Source organism: Mesorhizobium sp. M0051, from assembly GCF_040323235.1.
Lineage (GTDB): Bacteria > Pseudomonadota > Alphaproteobacteria > Rhizobiales > Rhizobiaceae > Mesorhizobium.
This window is the reverse complement of record NZ_JAMYUT010000004.1, coordinates 242,778-257,018: the sequence shown is the minus strand read 5'-3', so window position 1 is coordinate 257,018 and position 14,241 is coordinate 242,778. Positions and strand designations below refer to the sequence as shown.

Annotated in this window: 17 protein-coding genes; 14 read left to right on the top strand and 3 right to left on the bottom strand. The window is 62.8% G+C overall.

Annotation, left to right across the window (positions count from 1 at the left end):
• Position 1 precedes the first annotated feature (1 nt).
• From NKJ90_RS06640 to coaA, 8 genes are all read left to right on the top strand, one after another.
• Positions 2-478 (top strand): DUF2628 domain-containing protein, encoded by a 477-nt coding sequence (locus NKJ90_RS06640; protein WP_023761121.1) that lies wholly within the window; start codon positions 2-4, stop codon positions 476-478.
• A 1-nt stretch (position 479) separates the two neighbouring features.
• Entirely contained in the window at positions 480-1,130 is a 651-nt protein-coding gene (hisH, locus tag NKJ90_RS06635) for an imidazole glycerol phosphate synthase subunit HisH (RefSeq protein ID WP_352485839.1), read from the top strand.
• Positions 1,131-1,136: 6 nt separating this feature from the next.
• Positions 1,137-1,427: a DUF1330 domain-containing protein gene (locus NKJ90_RS06630; RefSeq protein ID WP_023761123.1), complete on the top strand. Its 291-nt coding sequence runs from the start codon at positions 1,137-1,139 to the stop codon at positions 1,425-1,427.
• A 4-nt stretch (positions 1,428-1,431) separates the two neighbouring features.
• The gene (gene hisA, locus NKJ90_RS06625; protein WP_023761124.1) at positions 1,432-2,181 is read left to right on the top strand and encodes a 1-(5-phosphoribosyl)-5-[(5-phosphoribosylamino)methylideneamino]imidazole-4-carboxamide isomerase; all 750 of its coding nucleotides are present in this window, start codon (positions 1,432-1,434) and stop codon (positions 2,179-2,181) included.
• Complete coding sequence (locus tag NKJ90_RS06620; protein WP_352485837.1) at positions 2,178-3,014, top strand: arginase family protein; 837 nt, start codon at positions 2,178-2,180, stop codon at positions 3,012-3,014. The genes hisA and NKJ90_RS06620 overlap by 4 nt, the downstream gene beginning before the upstream one ends.
• Complete coding sequence (gene hisF, locus NKJ90_RS06615) at positions 3,011-3,805, top strand: imidazole glycerol phosphate synthase subunit HisF (protein ID WP_023761126.1); 795 nt, start codon at positions 3,011-3,013, stop codon at positions 3,803-3,805. Before NKJ90_RS06620 ends, hisF begins: the two co-directional genes overlap by 4 nt.
• 73 nt (positions 3,806-3,878) lie before the next feature.
• Entirely contained in the window at positions 3,879-4,202 is a 324-nt protein-coding gene (locus NKJ90_RS06610) for a phosphoribosyl-ATP diphosphatase (protein ID WP_023761127.1), read from the top strand.
• Between the two features lie 23 nt (positions 4,203-4,225).
• Positions 4,226-5,185: a type I pantothenate kinase gene (coaA, locus tag NKJ90_RS06605; RefSeq protein ID WP_023761128.1), complete on the top strand. Its 960-nt coding sequence runs from the start codon at positions 4,226-4,228 to the stop codon at positions 5,183-5,185.
• On the opposite strand, the gene NKJ90_RS06600 is transcribed toward coaA, so the two are convergent.
• The 3 genes from NKJ90_RS06600 to NKJ90_RS06590 form a co-directional block, all read right to left on the bottom strand.
• The gene (locus NKJ90_RS06600) at positions 5,172-5,801 is read right to left on the bottom strand and encodes an alpha-ketoglutarate-dependent dioxygenase AlkB family protein (protein ID WP_352485835.1); all 630 of its coding nucleotides are present in this window, start codon (positions 5,799-5,801) and stop codon (positions 5,172-5,174) included. The genes coaA and NKJ90_RS06600 overlap by 14 nt on opposite strands.
• A 141-nt stretch (positions 5,802-5,942) precedes the next feature.
• Entirely contained in the window at positions 5,943-6,380 is a 438-nt protein-coding gene (arfB, locus tag NKJ90_RS06595; RefSeq protein ID WP_023761130.1) for an alternative ribosome rescue aminoacyl-tRNA hydrolase ArfB, read from the bottom strand.
• A gap of 85 nt (positions 6,381-6,465) precedes the next feature.
• A complete protein-coding gene (locus NKJ90_RS06590) occupies positions 6,466-8,076 on the bottom strand; it encodes a phosphoenolpyruvate carboxykinase (RefSeq protein ID WP_023761131.1) in 1,611 nt (536 codons plus the stop codon).
• Between the two features lie 343 nt (positions 8,077-8,419).
• Here NKJ90_RS06590 and NKJ90_RS06585 point away from each other — a divergent pair, with 343 nt between their 5' ends.
• The 6 genes from NKJ90_RS06585 to ahcY all read left to right on the top strand — a co-directional run bounded on the left by NKJ90_RS06585 (position 8,420) and on the right by ahcY (position 14,112).
• Positions 8,420-9,121 (top strand): response regulator transcription factor, encoded by a 702-nt coding sequence (locus NKJ90_RS06585; protein WP_013528337.1) that lies wholly within the window; start codon positions 8,420-8,422, stop codon positions 9,119-9,121.
• A 141-nt stretch (positions 9,122-9,262) separates the two neighbouring features.
• Positions 9,263-11,047: a sensor histidine kinase gene (locus NKJ90_RS06580; protein ID WP_352485833.1), complete on the top strand. Its 1,785-nt coding sequence runs from the start codon at positions 9,263-9,265 to the stop codon at positions 11,045-11,047.
• Between the two features lie 149 nt (positions 11,048-11,196).
• Entirely contained in the window at positions 11,197-11,661 is a 465-nt protein-coding gene (locus NKJ90_RS06575; RefSeq protein WP_023761133.1) for an HPr kinase/phosphorylase, read from the top strand.
• Between the two features lie 164 nt (positions 11,662-11,825).
• The gene (locus tag NKJ90_RS06570) at positions 11,826-12,227 is read left to right on the top strand and encodes a PTS sugar transporter subunit IIA (RefSeq protein WP_023761135.1); all 402 of its coding nucleotides are present in this window, start codon (positions 11,826-11,828) and stop codon (positions 12,225-12,227) included.
• On the top strand, positions 12,224-12,535 hold the full coding sequence (locus NKJ90_RS06565) for an HPr family phosphocarrier protein (RefSeq protein WP_023761136.1): 312 nt from the start codon (positions 12,224-12,226) through the stop codon (positions 12,533-12,535). Before NKJ90_RS06570 ends, NKJ90_RS06565 begins: the two co-directional genes overlap by 4 nt.
• 176 nt (positions 12,536-12,711) lie before the next feature.
• Positions 12,712-14,112, top strand: coding sequence for an adenosylhomocysteinase (gene ahcY, locus NKJ90_RS06560; protein WP_023761137.1), 1,401 nt, complete (start codon positions 12,712-12,714; stop codon positions 14,110-14,112).
• Positions 14,113-14,241 lie beyond the last annotated feature (129 nt).

Below are 14,241 nucleotides of genomic sequence, written 5' to 3'. Positions count from 1 at the left end.
CATGACCGCCTATGTCGTCATGGAACCGCCCGGCCGCAGCGAGAGGGCCGATACAACGGCCTTTGTCCGCGACGGCTTCACCTGGCTGGGTTTTCTGGTGCCGCCACTCTGGTTCGCCTGGCATCGGCTGTGGATCGAGGCAGCCCTTGCCTTCGTGGTCATGGGCCTGCTTTCTATGCTTGGCCAAAAGCTCGGCCTTGGCCCGGCCGCATCGCTGCTGTCGCTGCTGGTTTCGCTGTATGTCGGACTGGAAGGGCAGGGGCTGCGCATATCGGCACTTCGCCGGCGCGGCTGGCACGAATGGGGCGTGGTCGAGGCCGGATGGCTCGATGACGCCGACACGCGCTATGCGCTCGAGGCGGAAGCGCTTTCCGATCAGCCCGCACCGGGACCGCGCATGGTCCCGGACGCTGCCCTGGCGCGGCCATCGCAGCCGGGCATCGCGCTGGGGCTGACCCATATTCCGGGAAGACGCTGACATGCGCGTTGCCATCATCGATTACGGCTCGGGCAATCTGCGCTCTGCCACCAAGGCTTTCGAGCGCGCCGCGCGTGAAGCCGCCATATCCGCGGACATCGACCTGACCGCCGATGCGGAGAGGGTGCGCACGGCCGATCGCATCGTCCTGCCCGGCGTCGGCGCTTATGCCGACTGCGCGGCTGGCTTGCATGCCGTCGAAGGCATGTGGGAGGCGGTCGAGGAGGTCGCGATTGCCAAGGGCCGGCCTTTCCTGGGCATCTGCGTCGGCATGCAGCTGATGTCGCAGCGCGGCTTGGAAAAGATTGTCACCAACGGCTTCGGCTGGATATCAGGCGACGTCAAGGAGATCAGGCCGGCCGATCCGGCATTGAAGATCCCGCAGATCGGCTGGAACACGATCGACCTCAAACGCCGGCATCCGCTGTTTGCCGGCATTCCGACCGGGCCGGACGGGCTGCATGCCTATTTCGTCCATTCCTACCATCTTGATGCGCGCCAAGCGGACGAGGTCCTGGCGGTCGCCGACTATGGCGGCCCGGTGACGGCCACGGTCGCCCGTGACAATCTCGTCGGTACGCAGTTCCATCCTGAAAAGAGCCAGGCGCTGGGCCTGGCACTGATCACGAATTTCCTACGCTGGAGGCCCTGAAACACCATGAGTAAGAAGGGCTACTGGATGGCGATGATCGATGTCCGCGATCCCGATGTGTACAAGCAGTACATCGAGGCGAATGCCGTCGCCTTCGCGAAATACGGCGCGAAATTCCCAGTGCGGGCCGGTCGTTACGAGAGCCCCGAAGGACCGACCGGCAACCGTCACGTGCTGGTCGAGTTCGAGTCCTACGACAAGGCGGTCGAATGCTATCATTCGCCGGAGTATCAGCACGCCTCGAAGTTTCGGCTTGCCGCCTCATCAGGCCATTTCGTCATCGTTGAAGGCGCCTGAACGGATGATCCTTTTCCCAGCCATCGACCTCAAGGACGGCCAATGCGTGCGCCTCAAGCACGGCGACATGGCCACCGCGACCATCTACAATGACGATCCGGCGGCCCAGGCCAAGGCCTTCGAAAAACAGGGCTTCGAATGGCTGCACGTCGTCGACCTCAATGGCGCGTTCCAGGGCCAGAGCGTCAACAGCGCGGCGGTCGGCGCCATCCTCAAGGCGACGAAGAATCCGGTCCAGCTCGGCGGCGGCATCCGCACGCTGGCGCAGATCGAGGACTGGCTCGATCGCGGGCTGGCCCGCGTCATCCTCGGCACGGTGGCGGTGCGTGACCCCGGCCTGGTCAAGCAGGCCTGCATGGCTTTCCCCGGCAAGGTGGCCGTCGGCATCGATGCCAAGGGCGGCAAGGTTGCCGTGGAAGGCTGGGCCGAGGCGTCGAGCCTCGGCGTCATCGAACTGGCGAAGAAGTTCGAGGGCGCCGGCGTCGCCGCCATCATCTACACCGACATCGACCGCGACGGCGTTCTGACCGGCATCAACTGGGATGCCACCATCGACCTTGCCGACGCCGTGTCGATCCCGGTCATCGCTTCCGGCGGCCTCGCCTCGATCGCGGACATCGTGCGCATGACCATGCCCGACGCGAAAAAGCTCGAGGGCGCGATCTCCGGCCGCGCGCTCTATGATGGCCGCATCGATCCGACCGAGGCGCTGGCGATCCTGAAAGGCCGGCCTGCGGCGGAGACGCGGTCGTGAAAATCTCCATCATTCTGGCCTCTTATGACAGCGGCCACTACCATGGCGGCATGGGCCAAGGTCCGGATTCGCTGATATCGGGCGGTCTCGTGGACGCGCTGACCATAGCTGGCCACGATGTTGCCGTGGAAGACATCGGCAAGGTCGGAGACATTCAGGAGCGCGAGATCGCCACCGGCTTTGCCGTCTGCAACGCGGTTGCCGCCGAGGTTCGCTTTGCCCGTGACGCCGGTCGTTTTCCCATCGTTCTTGCCGGAAACTGCCTGACCAGCGCTGGCGCGGTCGCCGGTGAGGACGCCGATGCGATCATCTGGGCCGACCAGCATGGTGACCTCAACACGCCCGAGACATCCATGTATGGCTTTCTCGACGGCATGGCGCTGGCCACTGTTCTGGGCCTGTGCTGGCGCCCGATGGCGGCGGCCATTCCCGGCTTCAAGCCGATCGATCCGTCCCGCTGCGTGCTCATCAACGCACGCGATCTCGATGCCGCGGAAAAGCAGCTCCTCGAGACATTGCCGATCATCCGGACGGAATGTCCGGGAGTGGCCCAGGCGACCGAAAGACTGAAGGTCGCCGGTGCCAGACGCGTGCACATGCATCTCGACCTCGACGTGCATGACCCCAAGCAGCTGCAGGCCAACCGCTACGTCAGTTCCGGCGGGCCGAGCCCGGAACAGTTGCGCGACGCGGCTTGCGCCGCGGCACTTGCTGTGCCGGTCGTCGGCATCACTGTTTCCGCCTATGATCCGGCCTTCGACGCGCAGGGCGATGTCCCGCCGCTGGTCGGTCAGTTGCTCAACGATCTCATCGCCACGATAGAGGGCCGCTGATGCTGAAAGCCCGTGTCATCCCCTGCCTCGACGTCAAGAACGGTCGCGTCGTCAAGGGCGTCAACTTCGTCGATCTGATCGACGCCGGCGATCCGGTCGAGGCGGCCAAAGCCTATGACGCCGCCGGCGCCGACGAGCTCTGCTTTCTCGACATCACCGCTTCGTCGGACAATCGCGAGACTATCTTCGACGTCATCGCACGCACCGCCGAACAATGCTTCATGCCGCTGACCGTCGGCGGCGGCGTGCGCCAGGTCGCCGATATCAGGAAGCTGCTGCTGGCCGGCGCCGACAAGGTGTCGATCAACACGGCGGCGGTGAAGAACCCGGATTTCGTCGCCGAGGCGGCCGACAAGTTCGGCAACCAGTGCATCGTCGTCGCCATCGATGCCAAGAAAGTGTCGGGCGCCGGCGAGGCCGATCGCTGGGAGATCTTCACCCATGGCGGGCGAGAGAAGACCGGCATCGATGCGGTCGAGTTCGCGCGAAAAATGGTCGATCGCGGCGCCGGCGAGATCCTGCTGACCTCGATGGATCGGGACGGCACCAAGGCCGGCTACGACATCGCGCTGACCCGCGCCATTGCCGACGCGGTGCGGGCGCCGGTCATCGCTTCCGGCGGTGTCGGCACGCTCGATCACATGGTCGAAGGCATTCGCGATGGCCATGCCGGCGCGGTGCTGGCGGCCTCCATCTTCCATTTCGGCACCTATACGATAGCGCAGGCCAAGGCGCATATGGCCGCTGCGGGGCTGCCGATGCGGCTGGACTCGCTTGGCAATCGGTCCTAAAGCATGATCCCGAAAAGTGGGAACCGGTTTTCGGCAAAAAGATCATGCTGAAACAAGCAGATAGATGACGGTCATGACCGAGTTTTCGCTATCCGATCTGGAAAAAATCGTTGGGGAACGCGCCCATTCCGGTGATCCGGACTCCTGGACTGCAAACCTGTTTGCGCGCGGCATCGACAAGGCGGCGCAGAAGCTTGGCGAAGAAGCGGTCGAGACCGTCATTGCCGCCGTCAAGGGCGATAAACAGGCCCTCGTTTCGGAAAGCGCCGATCTTGTATATCATTGGCTCGTCGTTCTCGGCCTCTCCGGGGTTCCGCTGAGCGACGTGCTTAGGGAACTCGAACGCCGCACCGGGCATTCGGGCATCGCCGAGAAGGCGTCACGGCCCAAGGGCTGACCGCGAGGAAGGCAGGTATCTCGATGGATCAGCTCGCGCCAACCGAGAAATATTCCCCCTTTCGCTTCTTCTCCGCCGAGCAATGGTCGCAATTCCGCGCCGACACGCCATTGACGCTAAGCGCGGACGAATTCCGCCGCCTGCGCTCGCTCAACGACCCGATCGACCTCGAAGAGGTCAAGCGCATCTATCTGTCGTTGTCGCGGCTCTTGTCCGCGCATGTCGAGGCGAGCCAGCTGCTGTTCAGGCAACGCCAGGCCTTTTTCAACGCGGTGGACATCGTCAAGACGCCTTTTATCATCGGCATTGCCGGTTCCGTCGCGGTCGGCAAATCGACCACGGCGCGCGTGTTGAAGGAGCTGTTGGCGCGTTGGCCGTCGAGCCCCAAGGTCGACCTTATCACCACCGACGGCTTCCTGCTTCCCAACGAGGTCCTGCGCCGCGAGAACCTGATGGAACGCAAGGGATTTCCGGACAGCTACGATGTCGGCGCGCTGCTGCGCTTCCTCTCGGGGATCAAGTCGGCGCTGCCCGATGTCCGCGCGCCGGTCTATTCGCATCTGACCTATGACGTCATTCCCGGCGAGTTCGTCACCATCGATCGGCCTGACATCCTGATCTTCGAAGGTATCAATGTCCTGCAGCCCGGCAAGCTGCCGCAGGACGGCAAGATCGTGCCCTTCCTGTCGGATTTCTTCGACTTCGCCATCTATATCGATGCCGACGAGAAGCTGATCCACAATTGGTACATCTCCCGCTTCATGCGGCTGCGTGAGACCGCTTTCCGCAACCCGGAGTCCTTCTTTCACCGCTATTCGCAGCTCTCGGAGGGTTCGGCGCGCGCCATCGCCGAAGGTCTGTGGACCAACATCAACCTGAAGAACCTGCGCGAGAACATCCTGCCGACGCGGGCCCGCGCCGACCTCATCCTGCGCAAGGGCGCCGACCACCGGGTCGAGGAAGTGGCGCTCAGGAAGCTGTGACGGCCGGCTTCGTCACCCGCCTCAGCGTCAGATTGATGCGGCCGCCATTTTTCAGCAGCGCCGAAGTCGAGGGATAGATCCGGTCGACGCCGTGGAAGCACAGGCGGCCTTCGCCGCCGAGCACCACGACATCGCCGCTTTTCAGTCGAAACGACTTTGTGCCGCCCTCGCGCGTCACTTGGCCAACCCTGAACAGGCAATCGTCGCCGAGCGAGACGGAAACCACCGGCGCCGAAAAATCGGCCTCGTCGCGGTCCTGGTGCAGGCCCATCTTTGCCTCTGGAGTGTAGAAATTGACCAGGCACGCTTCCGGCGGATGCGGATAGCCCGAGACCTGCCGCCACAGCTCGAGCAGGCTGTTCGGGATTGGCGGCCATGGCGCTCCGGTCACTGGATGCGTCGGCTGGTAGCGGTAGCCTTGCTCCTTGTCGGTAACCCAGCCGAGCGGGCCGCAATTGGTCATGCGCACGCTCATCTCCTTGCCGGTGCGCGGCATGGCTGGCACGAATAGCGGCGCCTGCTGCACGATGCTTCTCACCTCATCGACCAGCGCTTCCTGCACGCTGCGTGACAGGTAAGCTGGCATGTGGCGGACGCCTTTGGGCAGGACGAGCATAGGCTTGGTCGCTAGATCCGTTCGTCAAAAGTCAAGCATGCCATCGCCAAATGAAAACGGCGACCTGAAAGTCGCCGCTCATGTCATTTGCGGTTCGAAATTGGAAGTTGTTTTGTGTGCTCGCCATTGGGTGTGTAGTGCTTAATCATTCTCCACCCGGCCGCGCAGTTTCTTGATCGTGCCGCGTCCGGCCTTGCTCTTCAGCCGCCGCTCCACCGCACCCTTCGACGGCCGCGTCTTCTTGCGCGGCGGCGGTGGCGGTTCGGCGGCCTTGGCGACCAGCGCCGTGAGTCGTGCCCGTGCGTCCGCCCGGTTCTGTTCCTGGGTGCGGAAGCGGCCTGCCTCGATGACGATGACGCCGTCCTTGGTGGCACGCTGGCCGGCAAGCTTGATCGTGCGCTCGCGCACGCGCTCCGACAGGCCCGTTGCGTTGGCCGCATCGAAGCGCAGCTGCACCGCCGTCGCCACCTTGTTGACGTTCTGGCCGCCTGGACCGGACGAACGGATGAAGTCCTCGTGCAGGTCGCCCGGGTAGATCACCGCATCGTCGGCAATGATGATGTTGTCGTCGCTCGCCATGCCGCAGTCATGGCGCGGCGGATCAAAAAAGAAAAGGCCCGATCGAGACCGGGCCTTTCAACGACGGCTTAGTCCGATGGCGTGGTTACTCCGCCGCTTCCTGCATGCGCGGCGCGGCGCCCAGCACCACGGCGTCGACATGGCGTTCGAATTTCTCGAAGTTGACGGCGAACATGCCGACCAGTCTTGCCGCCTGCAGGTCATAGCCGGCCTTGTCAGCCCAGGTCGAGCGCGGGTCGAGAATGGCGCTGTCGACGCCGCGAACCGCCACCGGCACCTCGAAACCGAAATGAGGGTCGGTGCGGAACTCGGCCGTCTTCAGCGAGCCGTCGAGTGCGGCGGCAAGCAAGGCCCGCGTCGCCTTGATCGGCATGCGCTTGCCGGTACCGTAGGCGCCGCCGGTCCAGCCGGTGTTGACCAGCCAGCAATCGGCGCCATGGCGGGCGATCAGCTCGCGCAGCAGGTTGCCGTATTCGGATGGATGGCGCGGCATGAACGGCGCGCCGAAACAGGTGGAAAACGTCGCCTCGGGCTCGGTCACGCCCTTTTCGGTTCCGGCCACCTTGGCGGTGTAACCGGAGAGGAAATGATACATCGCCTGCGCCGGGCTCAGCCGCGCGATCGGCGGCATCACGCCGAAGGCGTCGGCGGTCAGCATGATGATGTTGTTGGGGTGGTTGGCGCGTCCCGTCTTGCTGGCGTTGGGGATGAAGTCCAGCGGATAGGCGCAGCGCGTGTTTTCGGTGAGCCTCCCGTCGTTGAAATCCGGCACGCCGTCGACATCGAGCACGACATTTTCCAGCACGGTGCCGAAGCGCTGCGTGGTGGCAAATATTTCCGGCTCGGCTTCCGACGACAGCTTGATCGTCTTGGCGTAGCAGCCGCCTTCGAAATTGAAGATGCCATGCGGCCCCCAGCCATGCTCGTCGTCGCCGATCAGCGTGCGCGAGGGATCGGCCGAGAGCGTCGTCTTGCCGGTGCCCGACAGGCCGAAGAAGATGGCTGCATCGCCGGCCGCGCCCTCATTGGCAGAGCAATGCATCGGCATCACGCCTTTCGCCGGCAGCAGATAGTTGAGCATGGTGAACACCGACTTCTTCATCTCGCCGGCATAGGAGGTGCCGCCGATCAGCACGATCTTGCGCGTGAGGTCGACGGCGATCACCGTTTCGGTACGGCTGCCGTGGCGGGCTGGATCGGCACGGAAGGACGGCAGGTCGATGATGGTCATGTCCGGTACGAAATGCTCGAGCTCGGCGGCATTCGGCCGGATGAGCAGATTGCGGATGAACAGCGAGTGCCATGCAAACTCGGTGATGACCCTGGTGGGCAGCTTCAGCTCTTCATCGGCGCCGCCAACCAGATCCTGGACGTAAATATCCTTGTCGGCGGCGTGCGCCTGGAAATCGGCAAGCAACGCGTCGAACTGGGCCGGCGAGATCGCCTTGTTGTTGTCCCACCAGATGTGCGGCTCGGTGGCGCCGTCGCGGACGACGAATTTATCCTTGGGCGAGCGGCCGGTGTGCTGGCCGGTCTCGGCGAGCAGCGCGCCGTGCGCGGTCAGCCTGGCTTCGCCGCGTCGGATCGATTCCTCATAAAGGGCTGCCGCACCGAAATTATAGCGCACCACGCCGGTGGTTTTCAGGCCGATATGATCGATAGCGCAGGCAGGATTGCGTTTGCCGACTTCCGACATGGGTGTCCCTTCTTGGATTTGCCGCATCTTTGCCGGCGTGTTTCCGACAAGCCCGCACCGCGGACTGAAATGCTCAGAAACAGAAAAGCCGAATGATATCAAATCATTAATCGATTTAAAAATTTTGAAAGTTGTTTAAATCGTTTATATGTGCAAAAAGTTCGGCGGTTGCCCAAAGGATTGGCGATGTACGTTCGTCCAATCCATATCGAGGTAGGATTGTGGCCGCCGGCATGCCGCGCGTGACAGCGGGCAAGGCGTATGCCACATTTTGTACCTAATTTGTCCTGCAAAAGCCCCTTCTCTACGAAAGAAGGGACAGCTCATGAGGGAGCCGCTTGAAATGGCAACAATCGCGCTTGTCGATGACGACCGCAACATTCTGACATCGGTGTCGATCGCGCTCGAATCCGAGGGGTATCGCGTCGAGACCTATACGGATGGTGCGTCAGCGCTGGAGGGATTGGCGGCACGCCCGCCTAACCTTGCCATCCTCGACATCAAGATGCCGCGCATGGACGGCATGGAACTGCTGCGCCGGATGCGCCAGAAGTCCGACCTCCCGGTGATCTTCCTGACCTCCAAGGACGACGAGATCGATGAATTGTTCGGCCTCAAGATGGGCGCCGACGATTTCATCCGCAAACCGTTCTCGCAGCGTCTGCTGGTCGAGCGGGTGCGCGCCGTGCTGCGCCGTGCCAGTGCCCGCGAGGCCGCCGCCAAGACACCCAGCCAGCAAGCCCGCTCGCTCGAACGCGGTCAGCTCGTCATGGACCAGGAGCGCCACACCTGCACCTGGAAGGGCGAGCCGGTGACGCTCACCGTCACCGAGTTCCTGATCCTGCATTCGCTGGCGCAGCGTCCCGGCGTCGTAAAAAGCCGTGATGCGCTGATGGATTCGGCCTATGATGAACAGGTCTATGTCGACGACCGCACCATCGACAGCCACATCAAGCGGCTGCGCAAGAAATTCAAGGCCGTCGACGACGACTTCGAGATGATCGAAACCCTTTACGGAGTCGGATACCGGTTCCGCGAGGCGTAAGGTGCATGTCGCCCAAAAGTGGTCCCGGTTTTTGGGGTGACGACATGCACCAGAGCAAGGTATTTCATGTCGCCCAAAAGTGGTCCCGGTTTGGGATGACGACATGCATCTAACTAGAGACTAGGCGGGAGCTGCTATTCGATGGCAGTCGAGGCACAGCGAAGCAGACCGGCGGGCGCCTCGAGGCGGCCGTCGCGGATCATGCCGTCCTTCGTGTCGAAGATCACGGTCCCGATGCGCCGCTTCCTCGGCCATCATATCTTTTCCAGCCTGACGCGACGTATCCTCTTCCTCAACCTTGCCGGCCTTGCCGTCCTGGTGACCGGCATTCTCTATCTCAACACCTTCCGCGACGGGCTGATCGACGCCCGCGTCGAAAGCCTGATGACGCAGGGCGAGATCATCGCCGGCGCGATCGCGGCGTCGGCGACGGTCGAGACGGATTCGATCAGCATCGACCCGGAAAAGCTGCTTGAGCTGCAGGCCGGCGAAAGCCTTGGACCGGGCTCCGACCAACTCGACAATCTCGACTTCCCGATCAACCCGGAACGTGTCGCGCCGGTGCTGAGAAGGCTGATCTCGCCGACCCGGACCCGCGCCCGCATCTATGACCGCGACGCCAATCTGCTGCTCGATTCACGCCATCTCTATTCGCGCGGCCAAATCCTGCGCTACGACCTGCCGCCGGTGGAAGAGGAACAGCCCGATCTGCTCGAGCGCATCCAGAAATTCGTCTTCGACTTCTTCCGCAACACCGAGCTGCCGGTCTATCACGAGCAGCCGGGCGGCAATGGCGCCGCCTTCCCGGAGGTGGTCAAGGCGCTCACCGGCAGCCCGTCGACCATCGTGCGCATATCGGAACAGGGTGAGCAGATCGTTTCCGTGGCGGTGCCCATCCAGCGCTTCCGAGCGGTTCTCGGCGTTCTGATGCTGTCGACTGAAGGCGGCGACATCGACAAGATCGTCGCCGCAGAGCGCAAGGCGATCCTGCGCGTCTTCGGCATCGCGGCCTTGGTCACCGCCATCCTGTCGATGCTGCTCGCCTCCACCATAGCCAATCCGCTGCGCCGGCTGTCGGCGGCGGCGGTGCGGGTGCGGCGCGGCGTCAAGAGCCGTGAGGAAATCCCCGACTTTTCCGACCGCCAGGACGAGATCGGCAATCTCTCGATCGCGATACGCGACATGACCAAGGCTCTCTACGCCCGCATCGAGGCGATCGAAAGCTTTGCGGCCGACGTGTCGCATGAATTGAAGAACCCGCTGACGTCGCTGCGCAGCGCGGTGGAAACCTTGCCGCTGGCCAAGAACGACGATTCGCGCGGCAGGCTGATGGACGTGATCCAGCACGATGTCAGGCGGCTGGACCGGCTCATCACCGATATTTCCGATGCCTCCCGTCTTGATGCGGAGCTCGCGCGCGAAGATGCCGGGACCGTCGACTTGAAGAAATTTATCACCGATCTCGTCGTCGTTTCGCGTGAAGCCACGCGCAACAAGAAGGCGGTCGAGATCGAGTTCAAGATCGCCAAACTGCCGCAGGGCGTCAAAGGCTATTTCGTCGTCGGGCATGACCTGCGCATCGGCCAGGTGATCACCAACCTGATCGAGAACGCTCGCTCCTTCGTTCCCGAGGACCATGGTCACATCGGCCTGTCGTTGGCACGCGCCGGCAAGTTCAACATCATCACGGTCGACGACAATGGTCCCGGCATCCGCGCCGACAACATCGACCGCATCTTCGAACGGTTCTACACCGACCGGCCGGCCGGCGAGGCGTTCGGCCAGAATTCAGGCCTTGGCCTGTCGATATCCAGGCAGATCGTCGAGGCCCATGGCGGCACCTTGACCGCCGAGAACATCCCCGGCACCAAACCCGGCGAGATCAAGGGCGCGCGCTTTGTCGTGACGCTGCCGGCCGAAGCATGATCCCGAAAAGTGGAAACCGGTTTTCTCGGACGAACGGTTCCGTTCGTCCAGAGATCATGCTTCATCCAACAGGCATGATCCAGCAAAGTGGAAAACGGTTTTCGGACAAGATCATCATGCTTCATCCAAAAACATGATCGTGCAAGATCGTGCCTGATCCAGTTGCGCAGCCAGAAAACATTCACGGAACCGCGATCCTGATCGGCGAGCGCGGCGTCCTTATCACCGGGCCGTCCGGCGCCGGTAAGACGACGTTGGCGCTGACACTCCTGGACCATTGCCGCGCGCGCGGACTGTTCTCGCGGCTGATCGGCGACGACAGGCTGCTTGCCGCCGCCCGCGCCGGGCGGCTGGTCTGTCGCGTGCCGGCGACCATCGCCGGTCTCGCCGAAGTGCCTGGGTTCTTGCCGCGACCGCTGCCGTTCGAGCCGGGCGGAGTGATCGACCTGCATGTGAGGCTGGTGCCAAAGGCAGAGATGGCCCGTTTCCAGGAGGAGGAAATCAGCGAGCCTGTCGCAGGCTGCCCGGTGCCGCGTATCGACCTTGCCGAGCGTAACGCCGCCACGGCACTGCCCGCCGTGATGGCGCGGCTGTCGATCGCGCCTTTTCTATGATCCGCCCCGGCTTTTTTGCTGCAATGCGTCAAAATGGCATGGACCTGCGCAATTTTGGGCTTGTCAACGGGCCGTGCGTCGACAAGATAGCGCTCCCGCCGCCTGGAATGGCTGGCGAGCATAAAATGCGCCTGTGAAGCGGCGATGACGGGAGCCACCAAAGAATGATCGGACTCGTGCTTGTAACGCACGGTCAACTGGCCGCCGAGTTTCGACATGCCGTGGAACATGTCGTCGGGCCACAAGACAATTTCGAAACCGTGGCGATCGGCGCCGATGACGATATGGAGCAGCGTCGCCGCGATATCGTCGACGCTGTTGCCCGTGTCGACACCGGGGCGGGGGTCATCGTGCTGACCGACATGTTCGGCGGCACGCCCTCCAACCTTGCCATCTCGGTGATGGAGTCCGGCCGCACGGAGGTGATCGCCGGCATGAACCTGCCGATGCTGATCAAGCTCTCCTCGATCCGCAAGGGCGACAATATGGCGGCGGCGCTCGATGAGGCGCAGGCGGCCGGCCGCAAATATATCAACGTCGCCAGTCAGCTTCTGAGCAGCAAATGAACGCGCTGTCCCCGGAAAAAGATCAGATCGCCAAAGATACCATCACGAGGGACTTCCCCATCATCAACCAGCGCGGCCTGCACGCCCGCGCCTCGGCGAAATTCGTCCAGCTGGCCAGCGGTTTCGACGCCTCGGTGCATGTCGAGAAGGACGGCGTCAAGGTCGGCGGCACCTCGATCATGGGCCTGATGATGCTGGCGGCAAGCCCCGGCTACTCGATCCGCGTCACCGCCAGCGGGCCGCAGGCGCGGCAGGTCATCGACGCTCTGGAGCAGCTGGTGGCGTCCCGCTTCGGCGAGGAAAGCTGATCCGCCACACTGCGAACGCATGTCCGAGAGACATGCACGAATAAAGATTTCTTTATATCCCATTGTCGTCTCGGTGCCGATCTGCTAGTCAGACCGGCAATTCGCGCCCTTCGACGCGCCTGCCGGCGTGGGCGCATCCGCAACCAATTCGCAGCACAAAACTTCGGAGCACTGCCATGACGGGTAGCAAGGACTATGTGGTCGCCGACATCTCGCTTGCCGGCTGGGGTCGCAAGGAAATCGAGATCGCCGAGACCGAAATGCCGGGCCTGATGGCCAGCCGCGAGGAATTCGGCGACAAGCAGCCGCTCAAGGGCGCGCGCATCACCGGCTCGCTGCACATGACCATCCAGACCGCGGTCCTGATCGAGACGCTGAAGGCGCTCGGCGCCGATCTCCGCTGGGCCTCCTGCAATATCTTCTCGACCCAGGATCACGCGGCCGCGGCCATCGCCGAGGCCGGTATCCCGGTGTTCGCCGTCAAGGGCGAGTCGCTCGAGCAGTACTGGGACTATACCGACAAGATTTTCCAGTGGGCCGACGGCGGCCTCTCCAACATGATCCTCGATGATGGCGGCGACGCCACCATGTACATCCTGATCGGCGCCCGCGCCGAGGCCGGCGAGGACGTGCTGTCCAACCCGCAGAGCGAGGAAGAGGAATACTTCTACGCGCAGGTCAAGAAGCGCCTGAAGGCCTCGCCCGGCTTCTTCACCAAGCAGAAGGCGGCGATCCGTGGCGTCACCGAAGAGACGACGACCGGCGTCAACCGGCTTTACCAGCTGCAGAAGAAGGGCCTGCTGCCCTTCCCCGCCATCAACGTCAACGACTCGGTCACCAAGTCGAAATTCGACAACAAATACGGCTGCAAGGAATCGCTCGTCGACGGCATCCGTCGCGGCACCGACACGATGATGGCCGGCAAGGTAGCCGTCGTCTGCGGTTACGGCGACGTCGGCAAGGGCTCGTCGGCCTCGCTCAAGGGCGCCGGCGCCCGCGTCAAGGTTACCGAGGTCGATCCTATCTGCGCCCTGCAGGCGGCGATGGATGGTTTTGAAGTCGTCACGCTGGAAGACGCGGCACCCACCGCCGACATCGTCATCACCACCACCGGCAACAAGGACGTCGTCACCCTCGACCACATGCGCTCGATGAAGGACATGGTGATCGTCGGCAACATCGGCCACTTCGACAATGAGATCCAGGTGGCCGCGCTGCGCAACCTGAAATGGACCAACGTCAAGCCGCAGGTGGACATGATCACCTTCCCGGACGGCAAGCGGATGATCCTTCTGTCCGAAGGCCGCCTGCTCAATCTCGGTAACGCCACCGGCCACCCGAGCTTCGTCATGTCGGCATCCTTCACCAACCAGGTGCTGGCCCAGATCGAGCTGTACACCAAGCCCGGCCAGTACGAGAACCAGGTCTATGTCCTGCCCAAGCATCTCGATGAAAAGGTCGCGCGCCTGCATCTCGACAAGCTTGGCGCCCGTCTTACCGAATTGTCCGGTGAGCAGGCGGCCTATATCGGCGTCACGCCGCAGGGTCCGTTCAAGCCGGAACACTACCGCTATTAACCAAATCTAAAATTGCTACCAGATATTGAGGCCGGGCGATTGACTTTTCGCCCGGCTTTATTTTTGCGCGCAATCGCCTTCACGACGATTCGGCGAGGGTTTATTGTCAGGTGATTCGCGACGCTTCCA